At 62.5% G+C, this 20,140-nt stretch carries 14 protein-coding genes; 10 read left to right on the forward strand and 4 right to left on the reverse strand.

The window, feature by feature from the left end; translation table 11 throughout:
- Positions 1-26: 26 nt before the first annotated feature.
- The 10 genes from ABF990_RS11235 (at position 27) to ABF990_RS11280 (ending at position 15,417) form a co-directional block, all read left to right on the forward strand.
- Positions 27-1,079, forward strand: coding sequence for a COX15/CtaA family protein (locus ABF990_RS11235; protein ID WP_415500714.1), 1,053 nt, complete (start codon positions 27-29; stop codon positions 1,077-1,079).
- Positions 1,080-1,518: 439 nt separating this feature from the next.
- A complete protein-coding gene (locus tag ABF990_RS11240; protein ID WP_415492418.1) occupies positions 1,519-3,108 on the forward strand; it encodes a 2-isopropylmalate synthase in 1,590 nt (529 codons plus the stop codon).
- Positions 3,109-3,345: 237 nt separating this feature from the next.
- Entirely contained in the window at positions 3,346-4,392 is a 1,047-nt protein-coding gene (locus tag ABF990_RS11245; protein ID WP_415492419.1) for a rod shape-determining protein, read from the forward strand.
- 89 nt (positions 4,393-4,481) lie between these two features.
- Positions 4,482-5,396, forward strand: coding sequence for a rod shape-determining protein MreC (gene mreC, locus ABF990_RS11250; RefSeq protein ID WP_415492420.1), 915 nt, complete (start codon positions 4,482-4,484; stop codon positions 5,394-5,396).
- A gap of 11 nt (positions 5,397-5,407) precedes the next feature.
- Entirely contained in the window at positions 5,408-5,971 is a 564-nt protein-coding gene (locus ABF990_RS11255; protein ID WP_415492421.1) for a rod shape-determining protein MreD, read from the forward strand.
- Between the two features lie 37 nt (positions 5,972-6,008).
- A complete protein-coding gene (gene mrdA / locus ABF990_RS11260; protein WP_415492424.1) occupies positions 6,009-7,925 on the forward strand; it encodes a penicillin-binding protein 2 in 1,917 nt (638 codons plus the stop codon).
- The gene (gene rodA, locus ABF990_RS11265; protein ID WP_415500711.1) at positions 7,918-9,099 is read left to right on the forward strand and encodes a rod shape-determining protein RodA; all 1,182 of its coding nucleotides are present in this window, start codon (positions 7,918-7,920) and stop codon (positions 9,097-9,099) included. Before mrdA ends, rodA begins: the two co-directional genes overlap by 8 nt.
- A 438-nt stretch (positions 9,100-9,537) precedes the next feature.
- Positions 9,538-10,737: an efflux RND transporter periplasmic adaptor subunit gene (locus ABF990_RS11270; protein WP_415492475.1), complete on the forward strand. Its 1,200-nt coding sequence runs from the start codon at positions 9,538-9,540 to the stop codon at positions 10,735-10,737.
- A 5-nt stretch (positions 10,738-10,742) separates the two neighbouring features.
- Positions 10,743-13,898 (forward strand): efflux RND transporter permease subunit, encoded by a 3,156-nt coding sequence (locus ABF990_RS11275; protein WP_415492476.1) that lies wholly within the window; start codon positions 10,743-10,745, stop codon positions 13,896-13,898.
- Positions 13,899-13,902: 4 nt separating this feature from the next.
- Positions 13,903-15,417, forward strand: coding sequence for an efflux transporter outer membrane subunit (locus ABF990_RS11280; RefSeq protein ID WP_415500712.1), 1,515 nt, complete (start codon positions 13,903-13,905; stop codon positions 15,415-15,417).
- A gap of 1,439 nt (positions 15,418-16,856) precedes the next feature.
- Here the strand turns inward: ABF990_RS11280 and ABF990_RS11285 are convergent.
- From ABF990_RS11285 to ABF990_RS11300, 4 genes are all read right to left on the reverse strand, one after another.
- Positions 16,857-18,086 carry a tetratricopeptide repeat protein gene (locus tag ABF990_RS11285; RefSeq protein WP_415491428.1) on the reverse strand — a complete coding sequence of 410 codons (1,230 nt, stop codon included), beginning with the start codon at positions 18,084-18,086 and terminating at the stop codon, positions 16,857-16,859.
- A 33-nt stretch (positions 18,087-18,119) separates the two neighbouring features.
- A complete protein-coding gene (locus tag ABF990_RS11290) occupies positions 18,120-18,557 on the reverse strand; it encodes an ExbD/TolR family protein (RefSeq protein ID WP_207845253.1) in 438 nt (145 codons plus the stop codon).
- Positions 18,558-18,619: 62 nt separating this feature from the next.
- Positions 18,620-19,039, reverse strand: coding sequence for an ExbD/TolR family protein (locus ABF990_RS11295; RefSeq protein ID WP_415491426.1), 420 nt, complete (start codon positions 19,037-19,039; stop codon positions 18,620-18,622).
- Positions 19,040-19,041: 2 nt separating this feature from the next.
- Complete coding sequence (locus tag ABF990_RS11300; RefSeq protein WP_415491425.1) at positions 19,042-20,094, reverse strand: MotA/TolQ/ExbB proton channel family protein; 1,053 nt, start codon at positions 20,092-20,094, stop codon at positions 19,042-19,044.
- Positions 20,095-20,140: the final 46 nt, after the last annotated feature.

The following is a 20,140-nucleotide window of genomic DNA, read 5'->3' on the forward strand; positions in this document are numbered from 1 at the left end:
CCACTACGCCCCAGCGCCAGCAAGAGATGACGCCTGCCCACCGCCGCCTGATTTCGGGCTGGCTGTTCCTGCTGTGCTTCATGCTGCTGGGCATGATCGCCATTGGCGGGGTCACGCGGCTGACAGGCTCCGGCCTGTCCATCATGGACTGGCAGCCGGTCAGCGGGTTCATACCCCCGCTGTCCCACGCGGAATGGGAGCGGCTGTTCGCGCTGTACCAGACCATTCCCCAATACCATCTCCAGCATGAAGGCTTCGGGCTGGAAGGGTTCCAGAAAATCTTCTGGGCGGAATGGATCCACCGTTTCTGGGGCCGCCTGATGGGGCTGGTGCTGCTGGTGCCGCTGGTGTGGTTCGCGATCAGGGGCATGATGACGCGCGCACTGGCGCTGCGCCTGTTCGCCTTTTTCATTCTGGGTGCGCTGCAGGGGGCGATCGGCTGGTTCATGGTGGCCTCGGGCTTTCGCCCCGACAGCACGGCGGTCGAACCCGTGCGGCTGGTCCTGCACCTGAGTGCAGCGCTGATACTGTATGCCGCCATTCTGTGGACGGCCTTTTCCGTGCGCTGGCCGCAGCCCGACACGGCACCCGCGAACGCCGCCGCCGCAAAACCGGTCAGGCTGCTGGCCGGGGTGGCCACCGCCCTGCTGTGCACCACCATTGTGGCGGGCGGCTTTACGGCGGGCACCCATGCGGGATTCCTGTTCAACACCTTTCCGCTCATGGACGGGCATGTCGTGCCCACGGATTACGCCAGCCTGTCGCCCTTCTGGCTGAACTGGGTCGCCAACAAGGCCGCCGTGCAGTTCGACCACCGGCTGCTGGCAACGCTGACCGCGCTATGCGTGGCGGCAACCCTGCTGGTGGGCCTGCGCGCGCCGGGCCTGAACACGCGTGCGCGCAATGCGCTGACCCTGCTGGGCTGGGCGGTGGCGGTGCAGTACGCGCTGGGGGTCACAACCCTGCTGCTGGTCGTGCCTGTCTGGGCCGGGGCGGTTCACCAGACCTTTGCCGCCGTGCTGCTGGGCACGATGCTGTTCGTGCTGCACAGCCTGCGCCGGGCCCCCACCGCATCCTGACAGGTTTTACCGCCGGCCTGCCGGCACCGAGCATATCAGGCGCACCGCGCACACACCCTGCCCGGCCCGCAGCGACTGGCCCGCAGCGGCAGGCCCGGCAATGGGCCCGGCGGGTGGCGTTCCTGTCAGCCCGGCAGGCCGGTCCGCGGGGGCGGGCTGTTTTGTGGTTGCGTTTGCTCACCAGCCCTGTATGCTGCCCACCATGACCCGCCACCGCCCCTTTTCCGATTCTGCATCGTGCCGCGCAAGCGTGGCCACGGGCGGCGTGGCGCAGCGTCTGGACCTTCTCCTTCGACTTACCTGCCCCTGAGCGAGCCGGGCGGCTTCGTGCCGTTGCGCCCAGGGGAAGACCATGAAAGAGCGTCCGCATGCGTGCGGGCAGAATGCGGCACAGCCAGCCCATTCCTGTGCCAGACCAGAATCATCCAGGAACACATCCATGTCTGCTGAGCAAACCAGCTTCAATCACCCGTCCTTTGGCCGCATGACGTCCGAGCGGGTCATTATTTTCGACACCACCCTGCGCGACGGCGAACAGTCCCCCGGTTTTTCCATGAACCTGGCGGAAAAACTGCGCATGGCCGAAGCTCTGGTCAATCTGGGCGTGGATGTGATCGAGGCGGGCTTTCCCGTTGCCTCGAAGGGTGATTTCGAGTCCGTCAACGAAATTGCCCGCCATGCCCGGGGTGCGGTGATCTGCGCGCTGGCCCGCAGCGGCGGAGCGAAGGACATTGCCGCCGCCGGCGAGGCACTGGCCCCGGCCGAGCGCAAGCGCATTCACAACTTTATCTCCACCTCGCCGCTGCACATGAAATACAAGCTGCGGATGGAGCCCGAAACGGTGCTGGACCTGATTACCTCGGGCAATGCCGCCGCCCGCAACCTGACCGATGACGTGGAATGGTCGGCCGAGGACGGGTCCCGCACCGAACCCGACTTCCTGTGCCGCTGCGTGGAAGCCGCCATCAGGGCCGGGGCAACCACCATCAACGTGCCCGATACGGTCGGCTACGCAACACCAGAGGACATGGAGCGTATTTTCTCCATGCTGCGTGAACGCGTGCCCGGTGCTGACCAGGTGATCTTTTCGGCCCATAACCATAACGACCTGGGGCTGGCGGTGGCCAACACGCTGGCCTCCATCCGGGGCGGTGCGCGGCAGGTGGAATGCACCATCAACGGCATTGGCGAACGTGCGGGCAATGCGGCCCTGGAAGAAATTGTCATGGCGCTGCGCACCCGCCACGACCAGTACCCCTTCACCACCAATATCCAGACGCCCAATTTGCTGAAGGTGTCGCGCATGCTGGCCACCATCACCAGCTTTGACGTGCAGCCCAACAAGGCCATTGTGGGCCGCAACGCCTTCGCGCATGAAAGCGGCATTCACCAGGATGGCGTGCTGAAAAACGCCGCCACATACGAGATCATGACCCCCGAGAGCGTTGGCTGGTCGCGTTCGTCCCTGGTCATGGGCAAGCATTCCGGTCGCGCGGCGTTCCGCGACAAGCTGAAAGCCCTGGGCTATGACGACATGGACGACACCCGCCTGAACGACGCCTTTGGCCGGTTCAAGGACCTGGCCGACCGGAAAAAGGTTGTCTACGACGAGGACATCGTGGCCCTGGTGGACGAGGAAGCACGCGGGCACGACCATATCCGCTTTGGCGCGCTCAGCCTGCAGTCGGTTTCGGGCAAGCCGTCCCATGTGGCGCTGACCCTGCATGTCGACGGACGCGACGTTACGGTGGACGCCACCGGCAACGGCCCGGTCGACGCCGCGTTCAACGCCCTGCGGCAGGCTTTCCCGCATGAGGCGCGGCTGGCCCTGTTCTCGGTCGGGGCCGTGACCGAAGGCACAGACGCACAGGCCCGCACCACGGTCCGGCTGGAAGAATCCGGCAAGCTGGTGGACGGTCAGGGGGCGGATGCTGACACGGTTGTCTCGGCCGTGCGGGCCTATGTGCATGCGCTGAACAAACTGCTGGTCAAGCGTGCGCGCACCGAACCGGAAGCCCTGATGGCGTAAAAACAGCCATTTAGGCGGCATGCGGGGCAGCAGACGGACTGTGACGACATTTTATGCGTCAGTTTCTTGACGGAAGGTCTTGTCTGCTTGCCCGCACCCCGGTAATCCGGGCACAGATTTCCAACTGAGCAACGACAGGGCCAGCGTCTGGCTACGCGCACGCACGTCACGGCACGTGCGGGCCGCCACCCATAGCAGCCTGTTGTTGTATCGTGCCGCCTGAACCAGGAGTCCTGGATGTTTTCTCGTCTGCTCGGTCTTATGTCCGCCGACATGGCCATCGACCTGGGTACTGCCAACACCCTTGTCTACGTCAAGGGGCGCGGCATTGTCCTGAACGAACCCTCGGTGGTGGCCATCGCGGACATGCGCGGGAAAAAGCAGCTTCTGGCCGTGGGCGAGGAAGCCAAGCAGATGGTCGGGCGCACGCCCGGCAACATTACCGCCATCCGCCCGATGCGTGATGGCGTGATCGCGGATTTCGACGTGGCGGAAGAAATGATCAAGCATTTCATCCGCAAGGTTCACAACCGCCGCGCCTTCGCCAGCCCCCAGATCATTGTGTGCGTGCCCTCCGGCTCCACCGCCGTGGAACGCCGCGCCATCCAGGAAAGCGCTGAAAGTGCGGGGGCCCGCCGCGTGCTGCTGATCGAGGAACCGATGGCCGCGGCCATTGGCGCCGGCCTGCCCGTGACCGAACCGTCTGGCAGCATGATTGTCGACATCGGCGGTGGCACGACGGAAGTGGCCGTGATCTCGCTGGGGGGTATTGTCTATGCCCGTTCCGTGCGGGTGGGCGGAGACAAGATGGATGACGCCATCATCTCCTATATCCGCCGCGCCCATAACCTGCTGATCGGTGAAAGCTCGGCCGAGCGGATCAAGATCAGCATCGGCTCGGCCATGCTGCCGGGCGAAGGCGAGGACCAGGGCCCCTGGACACAGGTGAAAGGCCGCGACCTGATCAACGGCGTACCGCGCGAAGTGCCAGTGTCGCAGGCGCAGATCGCAGAAAGCCTGATGGAGCCGGTCAGCCAGATCATAGACGCGGTGACGACGGCACTTGAAAACACTCCCCCCGAACTGGCGGCCGATATCGTGGACAAGGGCATTGTGCTGACAGGTGGCGGAGCACTGCTGTTCCGCCTGGCCGATGTGCTGCGCTATGCCACGGGCCTGCCCGTAACCGTGGCGGAGGACGCGCTGTCCTGCGTTGCGCTGGGCACGGGCCGGGCGCTGGAAGAAATAAAGCGCCTGCGCAACGTCCTGACGACCATGTACTGAACGCCCGCCCGGCCCCATGATCTGACCATGGTGCCGGACCAGACAACGCGGACCCGGTGTCCGCCAGCGCCCGAAAGAGGCCCGGTTTCATGCTCCCGGTTTCCATTCAGGTAAGACAGGCCCTGGCCAAGCTGGTTCTGCCAGCTCTGCTGCTGCTGTCTGTGGGGATCATGATCGGTGGGCAGGTTGAAAAGCCTGTGGCCGACAGGGCACGCATGTATGTGGCCGACATCCTGGCCCCGCTGTGGAACCTGCTGGCCCACGGCCAGAACGCCGTATTCGGCGTGGTGGGCGGCCTGCGCGAAGCCCGGCACCTGGGCGAGGAAAACAGCCGCCTGGAAGCCGAAAACGCCAATCTGCGCCGCTGGTACGAAGTCGCGATTTCCCTCGCCCGTGAAAACGACGCCCTCAAGACCGAACTGCACTGGGTGCCCGAACCCACCCCCGCTTTCGTAACCGGGCGGGTCGTGGCCGATAGCGGGGGAATTTACGCCCGCGCCGTGCTGCTGGTGGCGGGCACGCAAAGCGGGGTGCAGACAGGCAATATCGCCCTGGCGGCGGACGGACTTGCCGGGCGCGTGACCGAGGTAGGCACCCATGCGGCACGCATCCTGCTGATTACCGACATTGCCAGCCGCCTGCCGGTGCTGCTTGAATCGAGCCATGCCTCGGCCATCATGGCGGGGGATAACAGCGCCACGCCGCACCTGCTCTACTACCCGCAGGATGCCCGCCCGATCGAGGGTGAACGCGTGGTAACGGGCGGGCAGGCCGGCGCGCTGCCCGCGGGTATTCCCATAGGGCGGGTACATTACCTGCATGCGGGCCAGCCTGTGGTGCAGCCTTTCGCCGCCCTGGACCACCTGACCATGCTGCGGGTGTTCGATTTCAAACCCTCCGAGATCGAACCGCCCGAAGCGCCGGGCCATGTGCCGCTCACCCGCCCGCGCCGCCCGCTTGCCCTGCCGTTCAGGACGCTGCTGCCCCCCGGTCAGGAAGGGTAGACCCGCAGGCCATGCCCTCTCCACGCCATACATCCTGGGACCCCGAGACCGAACCGCAACTGACCCTGCGGCAGCGACTCGACCGTACGGCCCGCCACCTGCTGCCCACCATTTTCGCCATTCTGGCGATTATCGTTTTTTCGGCGCCACTCGGCCTGCCGGGTGCAGCCGAACTGCTGCCCGCCATCGTGCTGAGCACGGTCTTTTTCTGGTCCGTGTGGCGGCCATCGGGCATGCCGGCGCTGAACGTGTTTGTTCTTGGGCTTTTCATGGACCTGGTGGGCTTTACACCGCTTGGGGTCAGTGCCTTTATTCTCCTGTTGGTACATGGCACCGCCAGTTACGCCCGCTTCGGGCTGATGAGGTTGAATTTCTTGGTGGTATGGTGCGTAGTCGGACTGGTAGGAGCAGGAGCCGCAGCCTTGCAATGGACCTTGGCCTGCGTGTTCCGCCTGCATGCCCTGGACCCCGCGCCCGCATTTTTTGAAGCTTTGCTGTGCATAGGAATTTACCCGCTCCTGTCGGCCACCTGTTCGTGGTTCCTGCGCGTTCTGGACGAAAAGGACGCAGCATGACCGCACGGTGGACCGCATGGTGGCATGGGGTGTGTCCATGACGTGGCGCAAGCGCGAAAACCGGCGCCTCATGCCCATTCGTGACCAGAAAGACCCCGCCCGCGGGGTGTTCACCCGTCGGGCGCTGCTGTTCATGGCGGTGCAGGCCGGGGCCATCGGGGAACTGGGCCGGCGGCTGTACAAGCTCCAGATCAACGATGGCGACCATTACGCGCGCATGGCGGCCAACAATCGTGTCAGCAAACGCCTGCTGGCGCCGCCGCGCGGGCGCATTGTCGACCGCTATGGCATTGCCCTGGCCAACAACAAGGAAAACTGGCGCGCGTTGCTGATGCCCGAGGAAACCACGGATGTCAGCGCCACCATCGAGCGTTTTTCGGCCATTATCCCGCTGGATGAACGCGACCGCAGCCGCATTGCACGGGAAATGCGCCACCAGCGCCGCTTTGTGCCGGTCATGCTGCGCGATTTCCTGTCCTGGGATGAAATGGCACGGATCGAACTCAACGCCCCGTCCCTGCCCGGGGTGCTGATCGATGTCGGCACGCGCCGTGTCTACCCCGAAGGCGAAATGCTGGCCCATATCATCGGCTATGTGGCCCCCCCCAACGAGGGCGACGTCGCCGGGTCGGCCCTGCTGGCCCTGCCGGGCATGCGTGTGGGCCGCGCGGGCATAGAACAGAGCCAGGACGAACGCCTGCGTGGCAATGCCGGATCGGTGGAGATGGAAGTCAACGCCGTAGGGCGCATGATGTCCGAGATCAACCGTGTGGAAGGGATGCCGGGCGAGGAAATCAGCCTGACCATCGACCGGGGCCTGCAACAGAAGGTTCTGAACCACATAGGCGACCAGACCGCCTCCGCCGTGGTGCTGGACTGCCACAATGGCGAGGTGCTGGCCATGGTCAGCACCCCGTCCTTCGACCCGTCCCTGTTCGACAGCGGCGTCAGCCACGCGCAGTGGATCGAATGGACGGACAACGTCCATACCCCCCTTATAAACAAGGCGGTGGCGGGGGTTTACCCGCCGGGCTCCACCTTCAAGCCCGCCGTGGCCATGGCGGCCCTGCAGTCCGGCCTTGTCAGCGCGACGGACCGGGTGTTCTGCCCCGGGCATCTTGACGTTGGCGGCACGCGTTTTCACTGCTGGTCACGCTGGGGGCATGGCTCTCTGGACCTGCACGGGGCGCTGAAATATTCGTGCGACGTCTATTTCTACGAGGTGGCGCGCCGGATCGGCATGGACCGGATCGCGCAGGCCGCCCACCAGATGGGCCTGGGCGTGAAGCTGGATATCGAACTGCCGCACACCCGCGACGGCCTTATTCCCACCCCGGCATGGCGGCAGGCCCACCACCACCACTGGAACGGGGGGGATACGATCGTCAGCGGGATCGGGCAGGGGTTCATTCAGGTCACCCCCCTCCAGCTTGCCACCTATTCGGCCCGGATCGCCACCGGCCGGGCGGTGGAGCCGCATCTGGTCCGCGCCATCAATGGTGAACTGGACCCCCGCGCCCAGGCCGGGCACTGGCCCGAACTGGGCATGCCCCAGCCTTACCTGCAGGCCCTGCGCGACGGCATGTTCGCGGTGGTGAACGAACCGCACGGCACCGCCCCCAAGGCCCAGCTCGACCTGCCGGGCATGACCATGGCAGGCAAGACGGGGTCGGCCCAGGTGCGCCATGTGTCTCGCGCGCTGCGCGAGACGGGGCATTTCAACTCCGCCGATCTGCCGTGGGAATACCGCCCCCACGCCCTGTTCATCTGCTTTGCCCCCTATGACGCGCCACGCTACGCGGTGTCCGTCGTGATCGAGCATGGCAATACCGGGGCCGATGCCGCAGCCCCGCTGGCGCGTGACATCATGCGTGACACATTGCTGCGCGACCCGGTCAACCACACGACCCCGCCGCCCGAAAACGTGGCCGATGCGAGCGACACCCTTGAGTAACGCACTGCACAGCCGCGCCAGGTTCCACAAGCGCCTGCTGCGGGCCGAGCCGAGCTTTCGCCTGCTGGCCAAGCTGTGGCGGATAAGCTGGCTGTATGTGCTGCTGATCTGCGCGCTGGCCGGGGTGGGTTACGTGACCCTGTATTCCGCGGGCGGAGGCACGCCCTACCCGTTCGCGGCCCCCCAGGCCATCCGTTTCGCGGTGGGGCTGGTCATGATGATTACCGTGGCCATGATGCCGCCGCGCATTCTTGTCATGGCGGCGGGTCCGCTTTACGGGCTGTCGCTGGTGCTGCTGCTTGCGGTGCTGCATGTGGGCCATGTGGGCAAGGGGGCCGAACGCTGGCTGATTATCGGGGGCATGCAGATCCAGCCCTCGGAATTTGCAAAAGTGGCGCTGGTTCTGGCGCTGGCCGCCTGGTTTTCACGCGTGGGCTACGCCCGCATGGGCAACCCGCTATGGCTTATACCGCCGGCCATGATGGTGCTGGTGCCGGTCGCTTTGGTGCTCAAGGAACCCAATCTGGGTACGGGGGTGATTATCGGCGGGATCGGGGCGGCGCTGTTTTTCGCCGCAGGCATGCGGCTATGGCAGATTATCCTGCTGCTGCTGCCCGTACCGTCACTGATAAAATTCGCCTACGCGCATCTGCACGACTACCAGCGCGCACGCATCACCACCTTCCTCCACCCCGAGGATGACCCGCTGGGGGCGGGCTACAACATTATCCAGTCCAAGATCGCGCTGGGGTCCGGGGGGATGTGGGGCCAAGGCTACCTGCACGGATCGCAGGGGCAGCTCAATTTTCTGCCTGAAAAACAGACCGACTTCATTTTCACCATGATCGCGGAGGAATGGGGGTTCGCAGGGGCAGTCACCATACTGGGGCTGCTGCTGCTGGTCATTCTGGGCGGCATGGCCATGGCCATACGCTGCCGCAACCGCTTTGGCCGGTTGCTGGCCTTTGGCATCAGCATGAATTTCTTTTTCTACTGCCTGGTCAACCTATCCATGGTCATGGGAGCGATCCCGGTGGGGGGCGTGCCGCTACCGCTGATTTCCTATGGCGGGTCGGCCATGCTCAATGTCATGCTCGGCTTCGGGTTCCTGCTCTCGACCTGGGTGCACCGGGACAGCCGTTACGGGGAAAGTCTGACCGACGCGCAACGCTAGGCTCTGGTGGGCTGCCTGCGCTATAGTGCATGCGCGCGGTCATGGGGTCAGGTTCCATCGTTGCCGCCTGCCACGCGGGACCGAGCGGAAAATATTCCGCAGCCTGCCGGTCAGGGGCTGTAAAGCCAGGCTTTTCCTGCCGTTGCGCCAGTCATAGACCCGCTTTGCGTCATTCCGGATTTGTTAACCCACCATGCTACAGACTTGACAGCTTTGGGTCAGGCTTCTAGCTTTCGCCGTAAAAGTAACAATTAGTACTATTTTCTTTTTCATTCTCCAGACCGCAGCCCGCTTTTCGTCCTTTGGTACCGCAGCCCGCCGGAACGCTCCGCGCGTGGCACCGGCAGGGACGGTTTCCGGGCTGTTCTTCCCTTTCCTGCCGGACGGGCCACAGGCTGCCCGCCCGGATAATCCAGTCAAGCAACGGGACCATAACAGGTGACGCCACGCTCTTTTCCCCTCCGCCCGGTCCTGCTTTCAGCCGTTGCCCTGCTCGCACTCGATGGCTGCAAACGCAAGGACGCGGCCATGCAGCTCCCCCCCCAGTCCGTGGGGGTCGTAACCCTTCACCCCCGCGCTGTTGCCGTCCATACCAGCCTGCCCGGCCGGACCGACGCCTTTGAAATCGCCCAGGTGCGGCCGCAGGTCACAGGCGTGATCGAAAAACGGCTGTTCACAGAAGGGGCGGATGTCGAGGCGGGGCAGCAGCTCTACCAGATCGATCCGTCCCGCTATCAGGCCGCCTACGATTCCGCACGGGGCCAGTTGCAGCAGGCCGAGGCCCGCGCCGCCACCGCCACCGCCAAGGTGAACCGCTACAAGCTGCTGGTACGCGAACATGCGGTCAGCCAGCAGGATTATGACGACGCCGTAGCCGCCCAGAAGGAAGCGCAGGGCGCTATCCTGAGCGGGAAAGGCCAGGTGGAAAACGCACAGGTCGACCTTGGCTACACCAAGATGTACGCCCCTATTTCCGGGCGGATCGGGCGCACGCTGATTACGGTGGGCGCGCTCGTGACCGCCAACCAGACCAGCAACACCGCCATCATCACCCGGCTGGACCCCATTTATGTCGACGTGAACCTGCCGGCCATAACGCTGCTGCGGCTCAAGCGGGAACTGGCGGACGGGCGTATCCAGCGGCAGGCCGATGGCAACGTGCCCGTGACCGTGACACTGGAAGACGGCACCACCTACGAACACCAGGGCCGCATGGCGCTGGCCGAAGTCAACGTGGACACCAGCACCTCCTCCGTGATCGTGCGTGCGATCATGCCAAACCCGCAGAAACTGCTGCTGCCGGGCATGTATGTGCATGCCCAGCTTGACGAAGGCACCGACCCCAGCGCCCTGCTGGTGCCCCAGAACGCGGTAAGCCGCAACACCCACGGCGACCCGCAGGTATGGGTGGTACAGCCCGACAGCACGGTAGCCCTGCGCCAAATCCAGATCGGGCAGGCCGTGGGCTCCGACTGGCTGGTTCTGGGCGGCCTGAAGGCGGATGAGCGGGTCGTGGTCAGCGGTACGCAGAAAATCACGCCCGGTGCGAAAGTCACGGCAACCGAAGAAAAACCGAAGGACGCTCCGCAGGCGCCAGCAGCAGACGGCGCGGGACAGCCGGCCAAGAACGGGCAGTAAACTCCATGTCTCTTTCCCGCTTTTTTATCGACCGGCCCATTTTTGCATGGGTTATCAGCCTTATCATCATGCTTGTGGGGGGGCTGTCCGTTTTCCGGCTGCCCATCGCGCAGTACCCTTCCATCGCCCCGCCCCAGATCGCCATTACCGTGACCTATCCCGGCGCATCCGCCGATACGGTCAACGACACCGTGGTGCGTCCGATCCTGCAGCAGATGTTCGGGCTCGATCATCTGGAATATATCGCATCGCAGTCCTACGCGTCCGGGCAGATGGAAATCGACCTGACCTTCGCGCAGGGGACCAACCCCGATATCGCGCAGGTGCAAGTGCAGAACAAGCTGCAGCTTGCCCAGCCCAAACTGCCGCAGGAAGTCACGGCCCAGGGCCTGAGCATTACCAAGGCCGTGAAAAACTTCATGCTGGTGGCGGCCTTTATCTCGACCGATGGCAGCATGTCGGGCGACGACATCGCGGACTATGTGGCCTCCAACATTTCCGACCCGCTCAGCCGCGTGACCGGTGTGGGCGACCACACGCTGTTCGGTTCGGAATACGCGATGCGGATCTGGCTCGATCCCGACAAGCTGTTCAGCTACAGCCTGACCGTGGGCGATGTGGAAAGCGCCATCCAGACCCAGAACATCCAGGTGTCCTCGGGCGAACTGGGTGGCCTGCCGGCGGAAAAAGGCATCAAGCTCGATGCCACCATCATCGGCCCGACGCGCCTGACCAAGCCCGAGGAATTCGGGAAGATTCTTCTCAAGGTGCAGTCGGACGGCTCTCAGGTCCGTATCAGCGACATCGCCAAGGTGGAACTGGGGCCGCAGACCTACAATACCGAGTCCTTCTATAACAACCAGCCCGCGTCGGCCATGGCGCTCAAGCTCGCACCCGGTGCGAACCAGCTTGCGACCGAGGCCGCCGTGCGCGCGCGTATTCACGAACTGGAGCAGTTCTACCCACCGGGGCTGAAGACCGTCTACCCGCTGGACACCGAGCCGTTCATCACCCTGTCCATCGAGGACGTGGTGCAGACCCTGCTCGAAGCCATTGCCCTGGTGTTCCTGGTCATGCTGGTGTTCCTGCAGAATTTCCGGGCAACCCTTATCCCCACCATTGCGGTGCCGGTGGTGCTGCTGGGCACGTTCGGGCTGCTGGAACTGTTCGGCTATTCCATCAACACGCTGACCATGCTGGCCATGGTGCTGGCGGTGGGTCTGCTGGTGGATGACGCCATCGTGGTGGTGGAAAACGTCGAACGCGTCATGACGGAGAAAAAACTCTCCCCCGCCGACGCGGCCCGTGTTTCCATGGATGAAATTTCGGGCGCCCTTGTGGGTATCGTGCTGGTGCTGTCAGCCGTGTTCCTGCCCATGGCGGCGTTTTCGGGGTCGGTCGGGGTTATTTACCGGCAGTTCTCGGTCACCATTGTCTCGGCCATGTGGCTGTCGGTGCTGGTGGCCATGGTGCTGACCCCCGCTTTGTGCGCGACCATGCTCAAACCCGGCTCGCATGAAAAAACCACGGGTGCGGCCGGCTGGTTCAACCGCAACTTCGCACGGCTGACCGGGGGTTACCTGCGGGGCGTGCGGTTCCTCATCAACCGCGAACTGATCTCGCTCCTGGGCTTTGCCATCATTTCCGCCCTCGCGGTGTTCCTGTTCACGCGCCTGCCCAGCGGCTTCCTGCCCGATGAGGACCAGGGCCTGATTTTCGGGCAGATCACCCTGCCACCCAACACCCCGCGCGAACAGACCTCCGCCCTCAACCGCGAGATCACGGATTACATTCTCAAAAGCGAACCGGGTCTGGTGCAGTCCGTGCTGGCGGTCAACGGCTTCAACTTCGCGGGGCAGGGCCAGAACTCGGGCGCATTCTTCGTGCGGCTCAAGGACTGGAAACTGCGGCCCAAGGCGTCGCAGACGTCATCGGCCATTGCCATGCGCATCATGATGCATTTCTGGTTCGACCCGCGTGCGCAGATTTTCGCCATCAACCCGCCTGCCGTGCTGGAACTGGGCAACGCGACCGGCTTCGACCTGGAACTGGAGGATCGCGGGCATCTGGGCCACCAGAAACTGCTTGAGGCACGCAACATGGTGCTGGGCATGGCCAGCAAGGACCCGCGCCTGCTGGCCGTGCGCCCCAACGGCATGGAAGACGCGAGCCAGTACCATCTCGATATCGACCGCGAAAAAGCCAATGCGCTGGGGATCACGATCAACGACATCAATACCACCATCGAAGGGGCGCTGGGGTCGATCTACGTCAACCAGTTCACCCGTGAAGACCGCGTGAAGCAGGTCTATATCCAGGGGAACGCGGCCTCGCGCATGCTGCCGCAGGATCTGGGCAAGTGGTATATCCGCAATGCGGCCAATACCCTGACCCCGCTCAACACCTTCATTACCGGCAACTGGATCAGCGGACCGCAGAAGGTCGAGGATTATAACGGTCTCAACTCCTACGAGATCCTGGGCCAGCCTGCCGTAGGCTACAGTTCGGGCGATGCGCTGGATGCCATCAAGGGTATTCTGGCCAAGCTGCCCACCGGTATCGGGTATGAATGGACCGGCCTCTCGTTCGAGGAAATTTCGTCCGGGTCGTCCACGGGGCCGCTCTACGGGCTGGCTGGCATTGTCATTCTGCTGTGCCTTGCCGCACTGTATGAAAGCTGGGCCATTCCGCTTGCGGTCATGCTGGTCATTCCGCTGGGTGTTCTGGGCGCGATTGTCGCGACACTGGGCCGCAGCATGAACAACGACGTCTACTTCCAGGTCGGACTGCTGACCACCGTCGGGCTGGCGGTCAAGAACGCCATCCTGATCGTGGAGTTCGCCAAGGCCGGCTTCGAGAAAGGACATTCGCTGGAAGAAGCGGTGCTGACGGCAGCCCGCGAACGCCTGCGGCCCATTCTCATGACCTCGATCGCCTTTGTGGTCGGGGTGTTCCCGCTTGCCGTGGCCAGCGGTGCCGGTTCGGCCTCGCGCCAGGCGATCGGCACGGCTGTGGTGGGCGGCATGGCCTCGGCCACGTTCCTTGCGGTCTACTTCGTGCCGGTGTTTTTCGTTGCGGTGCTCCGCCTGTTCCGTGTCAGGCGCATGAGCGAGCGAGCCGACCTTTCCACGTCGTCACAGCCTTCAGCCGGAAATGAGTGAGATCATGGCTTTTACGTTTTCCTCTCTCCGGGCGCGCGGTCTTCGGGCCGCACTGCTGGGCATGGCCGCCACACAGGTGCTGGCGGCCTGCACCATGATCCCGAAATACAAGCGCCCCCAGCCGCCGCTGGCCACGACCTGGCCCGCCTACCAGACGACCGGTTCCGCAAAGGAGGCCCGCAGCGCCTACGATCTGGGCTGGCGGGATTTCTTTACCGACCCGCGCCTGCAAGCGCTCATTACCATCGCCCTGCGTGAAAATCGCGACCTGCGCTCGGCCGCCGCCAGCGTGGCCGAAGCCCAGGGTGCGTACGACGTGCAGCATGCCGGGCTGTTCCCCAAGATCAACGCCACGGGTGGCCCCATGTATATGGGCCCGTCAGAGGCCGCGGGTCTGAGCTTCGCGCCGGGTCTCGATTCGGGCAAAAATCCCGGTACGTTCCGCTATTATCAGGGCGGGATCGGCTTTTCCTCCTACGAGATCGATCTGTTCGGCCGTATCCGCTCCCTGACCAGGGAATCGGCGGAGAGCGCCTTTTCGCAGGTGGCGACCATGCGCAGCACGCTGATCAGCGTGGTGTCGCAGGTGGCCACGGCCTATGTCACATGGCTGGGCGACCGCGAAACGCTGGCCCTGGCCGAAAGCACACTGGCCAACCAGAAAGACAACCTGCGCCTGATCGAGGACACCTATCGCCACGGTGAAGGCAATCTGCTGAGCGTACGCCAGGCGGAAACGCAGGTTGAACAGAGTGCGACACTGCGCACCAGCGCCCAGCAGAAAATTGCGCAGGACGAAAACCTGATCAGCCTGCTGATCGGCGCACCCATCCCCGCCGACCTGCCCGCCCCCCAGCCTCTTGGAGCCCAGACGATCCTGGCGGACCTGCCGGCTGGCGTGCCGTCCGACGTGCTTGAAGACAGGCCCGATATCATCGCCGCCGAACACAGCCTGCTGGCGGCCCAGGCGGACATAGGTGCTGCACGGGCAGCCTTTTTCCCGCGTATTACGCTGACTGCGACGGATGGTATTTCAAGCCTTCAGTTCCACAAGCTGTTTACGTCCGCCGCCACAACCTGGGGACTGAACCCGTCTTTTCAGATTCCGATCTGGAACTGGGGCGAAAACAGCGGCAATCTGTATGCCTCCAAAGCGAGGCGTGACGGCAAGGTCGCAGCCTATGAAAAAGCCGTGCAAAGCGCGTTCCGCGAAGTGGCGGACGCACTGGCCAGCCGCAAGGCCTATCTGGACGAAAAACAGCAGGCCGATGCTTTGGTCACCTCCGCCGGAGATGCCTATCGCCTGGCCCGCATGCGCTTTGATGCCGGGACGGATTCCTACCTGACGACACTGGAATCACAACGCTATTTCCTGCAGGCACAGCAGAACCAGATCACTGTCGCCGTGGCGAAATACCAGAACCTGATTACCATATACCGCGCACTGGGCGGCGGCTGGCATGAACGCACGGCACCTGCCGTCACCAATGCGGCGACGCCGCTCAGCAAACCGGCCTAGCGGCTCCGCCCGGGTTCTTGCAGCACCGGGCGAACACCGTAAACAAGGACCGCAAAGTGCGACACCTGCATCAGGCTGTTCGCCCCTTGCGGTCCAGATCGCCACAAATTCTCTCTGCCACCCCGACGTCCCTATCGATGCCCAGAGCCCCAGAGCCGTAGTCCGGGCCACCCGCTACCTCACGGACCACGCAGCCCCAGAAAGAGCAAACGTTACGGTCTGCTCTCCAAAGGGGTGAGTCACTCCATTACCGCATTTTTCTACCGCGCAGATCGCTGGACTGAATCGCGATACGGCCCGTCATTTTCTGAGATCGGTTCCCGATAGAACACATGTCATCCGGGCCAGCATCGCCAGTTTTCCCGCGTATTAGCCACACCAGAACGCCTGTTCCGCGCGCCGTGCCACCCCAGCAGAATACCGGAGCAATGCCAACGCGCCATGGAGCGCCCGTCGGGAATCGTCCTGTTGTTGGAAAAACCTTCTCCTCCTAGCGGTCCGACCAAGAGAGAAGGAGCGTTTGCAGGAAAGCGCCGCAGGCAAACCTTTATAGTTCGATAGGACTCGTGCGGATAATACCGAGCGTAAGATACGCCATAAAAACAATGAAATCCATAGATCAAAAATATACGCTAATTATAAGCTTTTGCCGGATAGCAATAAAATATATAAAATCCAGCATTAGAGCCAAAACTAGTGCATTGATTATTTTTATTACAGTATTTGTGACTGTTTCATTGCCATAAAATCCTGGAACCACCGTCACGACAACTTGAAGCAGTAATGAGATACGCAATATTTTTGTGGCGACTGGAGAGGCACGATAGCCGCTGCGTGACAGAATATGGGATGCTGACAAAAAGGTAATTATATATAACGCCAAATACAATCCCGGCTATAATACATAGAATCATTAAAATGACAAAATATAGATTTGCATGATGATCGTAAGAAAGCTTACCTGCCAGATCAGACAAAATACTATTATCGATTGGCGTGAAGCACAATTCTATTGTATTCTATACAACACCCCACACAGTGACAAAAAATACGGATGCTTCTGTAATCGTGTGGTTTTTATCATTATGACAGGACTTTCATCAATATTGATCTGTCTGGTGTGCTGAGTATGGCGTTAAGCGCACGGGTGTGGAGTGCATAGCGCCGTGATGGACACGATCCGATCGTTCAGCACAATGCCCATGACAACACTCGGTCGCCTATTGCCACCCCGCACCACATTCGGTGCTGTCGCCTCTGATGGGTGCACTGGGGGCCGGGTATGCGCCCCCTCATTCCGTATGGACTGAAACACAAACCCGAAGGCCGCATGCGACAGTTACTCTCAAAGAACAGCCATCATGTTCGCCAATTTACAAAGGCAATAAAAAAGGCCGCCCGAGGGCAGCCTTTTTCAGTCCTGCGCCAGAAAACCGGCTTTATTTTCCGGCTGGGGCCGGAGCCAGTTTCAGAACCCAAAGCTGGGCGATATCGTAAGCACTGCTGCTGGACGGGACACTCTGCAAGGTCTTGATCGCGTCCTGCGTCTTGCCACCCTGCATTTCAGCCAGACCCAGATGCAGTGTCGCCACACCCGGATCGACCACGCCTTTGGCAATACCCTGATGCATCAGGTCAAGACCGTTGGCCGTGTCGCCGAAGGTGACGGCGTTGTAGCCGACCAGGAACAGCTCATCGCCCTTGCTTTCAGCCTTGGCGGATTTTGTATCGGCCGGAAGGGCCGCTTTCCGGTCGGCAGCAGCCTGGGTGATCATGGCTTTCAGCTTGGCCTGGCGCGGCGCTTCCGCGCCCTGTCCCAGCACGCCTGCCTTGTAACCCTGGTTCATCAGATCCAGGGCCAGTTGCGGCATGCGCATCTGCATCGCAATTTCGGCCATTTCCATGAAATCGCGGGTCTGCAACGTGTCTCCGGCCGCCAGGCGGATACGGTAGACATCAAGCTGCAGGGCAGGCGGAATTTTTGTGTTGGTCACCAGGTCATGCAGCAGCAGGGCCCAGTATTCCTTTTTGGGGTAATATTTGGCCAGCAGCACATAAGCATGCGATGACGTGGCGGGATCTTTCAGCGCCGTTGCGCTGGCAGCCAGCATCTGCAGCATGGATTCCGCAGGCTTGCGGCCTGCCGCGATGTCCGCAGCGATCATGGGATTCAGAACCTTGATGGTCCCGGCATAATCTTTTTGCAGGTAATAGCACTGCACCAGCAGCACGTTCATCTGCGGGTTGGGGCCGGCCGCTTTCGTGTAACGCTCGATCGCCGCAATCGCCTTGGGGTAATCCTTGGCGGTGTAAGCCATTGTGGCTTCGGACATCAGCATCTGGGTTTTCATGCTGGCCGGCGTGCGGGGCGACGCCACCAGTTTTTCGTACGCGGCAACCGCCCCAGGCATGTCGCCTGCCTGGGTCGCCACGGCAGCGCCCATCTGGCTGATCACGTAGTCGTCGTATTCGGTCTTGCCTTTGACGGCCTCCGCCGTGCGAACCGCATCCTGGGCCTGAGCAAACTTATGAGCCGCCAGAGCGGTCTGAGCCTGCTGCAACGCCTTGGCGACGTCGGGTTTCAACGTATCCGCCGCGTGCGCGAGTGGCTGCATGCATGTCAGCGCCACACCGGCAAACAGGATACAACGCAAAAAACGAGAAGCCATTTCTACCAAACCTTGTTGTTGTTTAGCTGTTGCTTACGGGGAAGCAAACTGTTCCTGCCCAACAATACCAATTTTTGTCACGCCAAGTCTCTGGGCATCGGACATGACATGAATCACGGTTTTATAATCGGCAAGCCTGTTCGGCTGCAGATGGAATTCAGGCCGCATGTCCTCCGGCCCCTGCGCAATACCCTGCAGGCGGCTTTGCAACTCGTCTTCAGAGGCGATGGGCTGGCCGTTCCAGGTCAGGCTGTTGTCAAAATCGACCGCCAGCGTCACGACAGGCACTTCAACCGTCGGGGGGGGCGGGTTGCCTTGCGGCAGGTCAATAGCGACGGATTGCGTCTGCAGCGGGATGGTGATGATCAGCATGATCAGCAGCACCAGCATGACGTCGATCAACGGCGTCGTGTTGATGTCGACAATGCCTTCGTCTTCTGTCGTGCTGTCCGACCCGACATTCATACCCATGGTCTGTCACTCTCTTTTCAGCCGGGAGGGTGGTGCCGCGCGGTACGCGGCACCCGTCCTGCCTATTTTGGTTTCTCGGTAATGAAGTCGATGTGATAGATGCCCGCTTCCTGGCAGGCGGCCACCACACGGCCTACAGCTTCATACCGCACCTTGGCGTCGCCACGGATCTGGATCTGCGGCTGCGGTGTCTGGACCGCAATCTTGTCCAGATGGCTTGCCAGATCCGCACGGTCGCGCAGGGGGACCTGGTCCCACCATACCCGACCATCGGGCGTGATCGCCAACACCACATTGTTGACCTGTGTCTTTGTGGCCTGGCTCCTGTCTTTCGGCAGGCTCACCTTCACTGAATGCGTTGCCACCGGAATGGTGATCAGGAAGATGATCAGCAGCACCAGCATGACGTCAACAAGTGGCGTCGTGTTGATGGCGGAGACGACGTCGTCTTCCCCGCTATCGCCGCCAACTTGCATACCCATGTTCAGCCTACCCGTTCAGAAGTGGTGATGGTGGTGGGGGAGTTGTCGGGACGCACCACGATGCCGCTGTTCGCGCCATGACGCACGCCACCGATCAGGATGTTCTGCAGGTCGTCCGCGAAGTCACGGACCTGATCCATCGCACCCTTGTTGCGGCGCACCAGCAGGTTGTAACCCAGAACGGCGGGAACGGCGGTGGCCAGACCGATGGCGGTCATGATCAGCGATTCACCGACGGGACCGGCAACCTTGTCGATCGAAGCCTGGCCGGCAATGCCGATGGCGGTCAGAGCGTGGTAGATACCCCACACCGTGCCGAACAGACCGATGAACGGAGACGTGGAACCCACGGTGCCCAGGAAGGCGAGGCCCTTCTGGAGGCTGTTCTGGATGTTGTTGACGGCGCGCTGGATGGACATGGAGGTCCAGCTATGCAGGTCGATGGATTCCTGCATCGTGCCTTCGTGGTGGTCGGCCGCCACAATGCCCGTGTCGGCGATGTAACGGAACGGAGACGTCTTGGCCAGGGCGGACGCACCTTCCTGGATGCTGTGCTTGGTCCAGAAGTTCTTGATGGCTTCCTTGCCAGCAGCGAACAGACGGGCCTGTTCGATGAACTTCGTGATCATGATGAACCAGGTGCCCAGCGACATGATGAGCATGATAACGAGCACGCCACGTGCAATGATATCACCGTTGGACCACAGAGCACCCAGACCGTAGGGATTGCCTTCTTCCTTGGCGGGGGCAGGCGCTTCGGACGGAGCCGGAGCGGCAGCCGCGTCGGCGGCAGGTGCGGGCGCCGGAGCAGCCGCGTCGGGAGCCGCAGGTGCAGCAGGGGCCGCCGCGTCAGGCGCAGGGGCAGCCGGAGCAGCCGCATCGGGAGCGGGGGCTGCGGGAGCAGGAGCCGCCGCGTCAGGCGCAGGCGCGGCCGGGGCGGAAGCAGCCGGAGCAGCGTCCTGCGCAAGAGCCGCCACCGGCGCGGCCGTGCTCATCAGAAGCACAAGCGCGGGAACGGCAAGGCCTGCAACGGAAGAACGGGACAGTCTGGTCATCGCACTCAAAATCCTCGTTTCTGCAGCCTGGTCCGGGAAGAACGCC

The sequence above is a fragment of the Acetobacter sp. genome, assembly GCF_047723915.1.
GTDB lineage: Bacteria > Pseudomonadota > Alphaproteobacteria > Acetobacterales > Acetobacteraceae > Acetobacter.

Bases quoted from the DNA above. Each gene is read 5' to 3' on its own strand.
- ABF990_RS11275 (WP_415492476.1), top strand. From the start codon at position 10,743: ATGTCTCTTTCCCGCTTTTTTATCGACCGGCCCATTTTTGCATGGGTT.
- ABF990_RS11280 (WP_415500712.1), top strand. From the start codon at position 13,903: ATGGCTTTTACGTTTTCCTCTCTCCGGGCGCGCGGTCTTCGGGCCGCA.
- mrdA (WP_415492424.1), top strand. From the start codon at position 6,009: ATGACGTGGCGCAAGCGCGAAAACCGGCGCCTCATGCCCATTCGTGAC.
- ABF990_RS11285 (WP_415491428.1), bottom strand. From the start codon at position 18,086: ATGGCTTCTCGTTTTTTGCGTTGTATCCTGTTTGCCGGTGTGGCGCTG.
- ABF990_RS11300 (WP_415491425.1), bottom strand. From the start codon at position 20,094: ATGACCAGACTGTCCCGTTCTTCCGTTGCAGGCCTTGCCGTTCCCGCG.
- ABF990_RS11235 (WP_415500714.1), top strand. From the start codon at position 27: ATGACGCCTGCCCACCGCCGCCTGATTTCGGGCTGGCTGTTCCTGCTG.
- ABF990_RS11245 (WP_415492419.1), top strand. From the start codon at position 3,346: ATGTTTTCTCGTCTGCTCGGTCTTATGTCCGCCGACATGGCCATCGAC.
- ABF990_RS11255 (WP_415492421.1), top strand. From the start codon at position 5,408: ATGCCCTCTCCACGCCATACATCCTGGGACCCCGAGACCGAACCGCAA.
- mreC (WP_415492420.1), top strand. From the start codon at position 4,482: ATGCTCCCGGTTTCCATTCAGGTAAGACAGGCCCTGGCCAAGCTGGTT.
- ABF990_RS11295 (WP_415491426.1), bottom strand. From the start codon at position 19,039: ATGGGTATGCAAGTTGGCGGCGATAGCGGGGAAGACGACGTCGTCTCC.
- ABF990_RS11290 (WP_207845253.1), bottom strand. From the start codon at position 18,557: ATGGGTATGAATGTCGGGTCGGACAGCACGACAGAAGACGAAGGCATT.
- ABF990_RS11240 (WP_415492418.1), top strand. From the start codon at position 1,519: ATGTCTGCTGAGCAAACCAGCTTCAATCACCCGTCCTTTGGCCGCATG.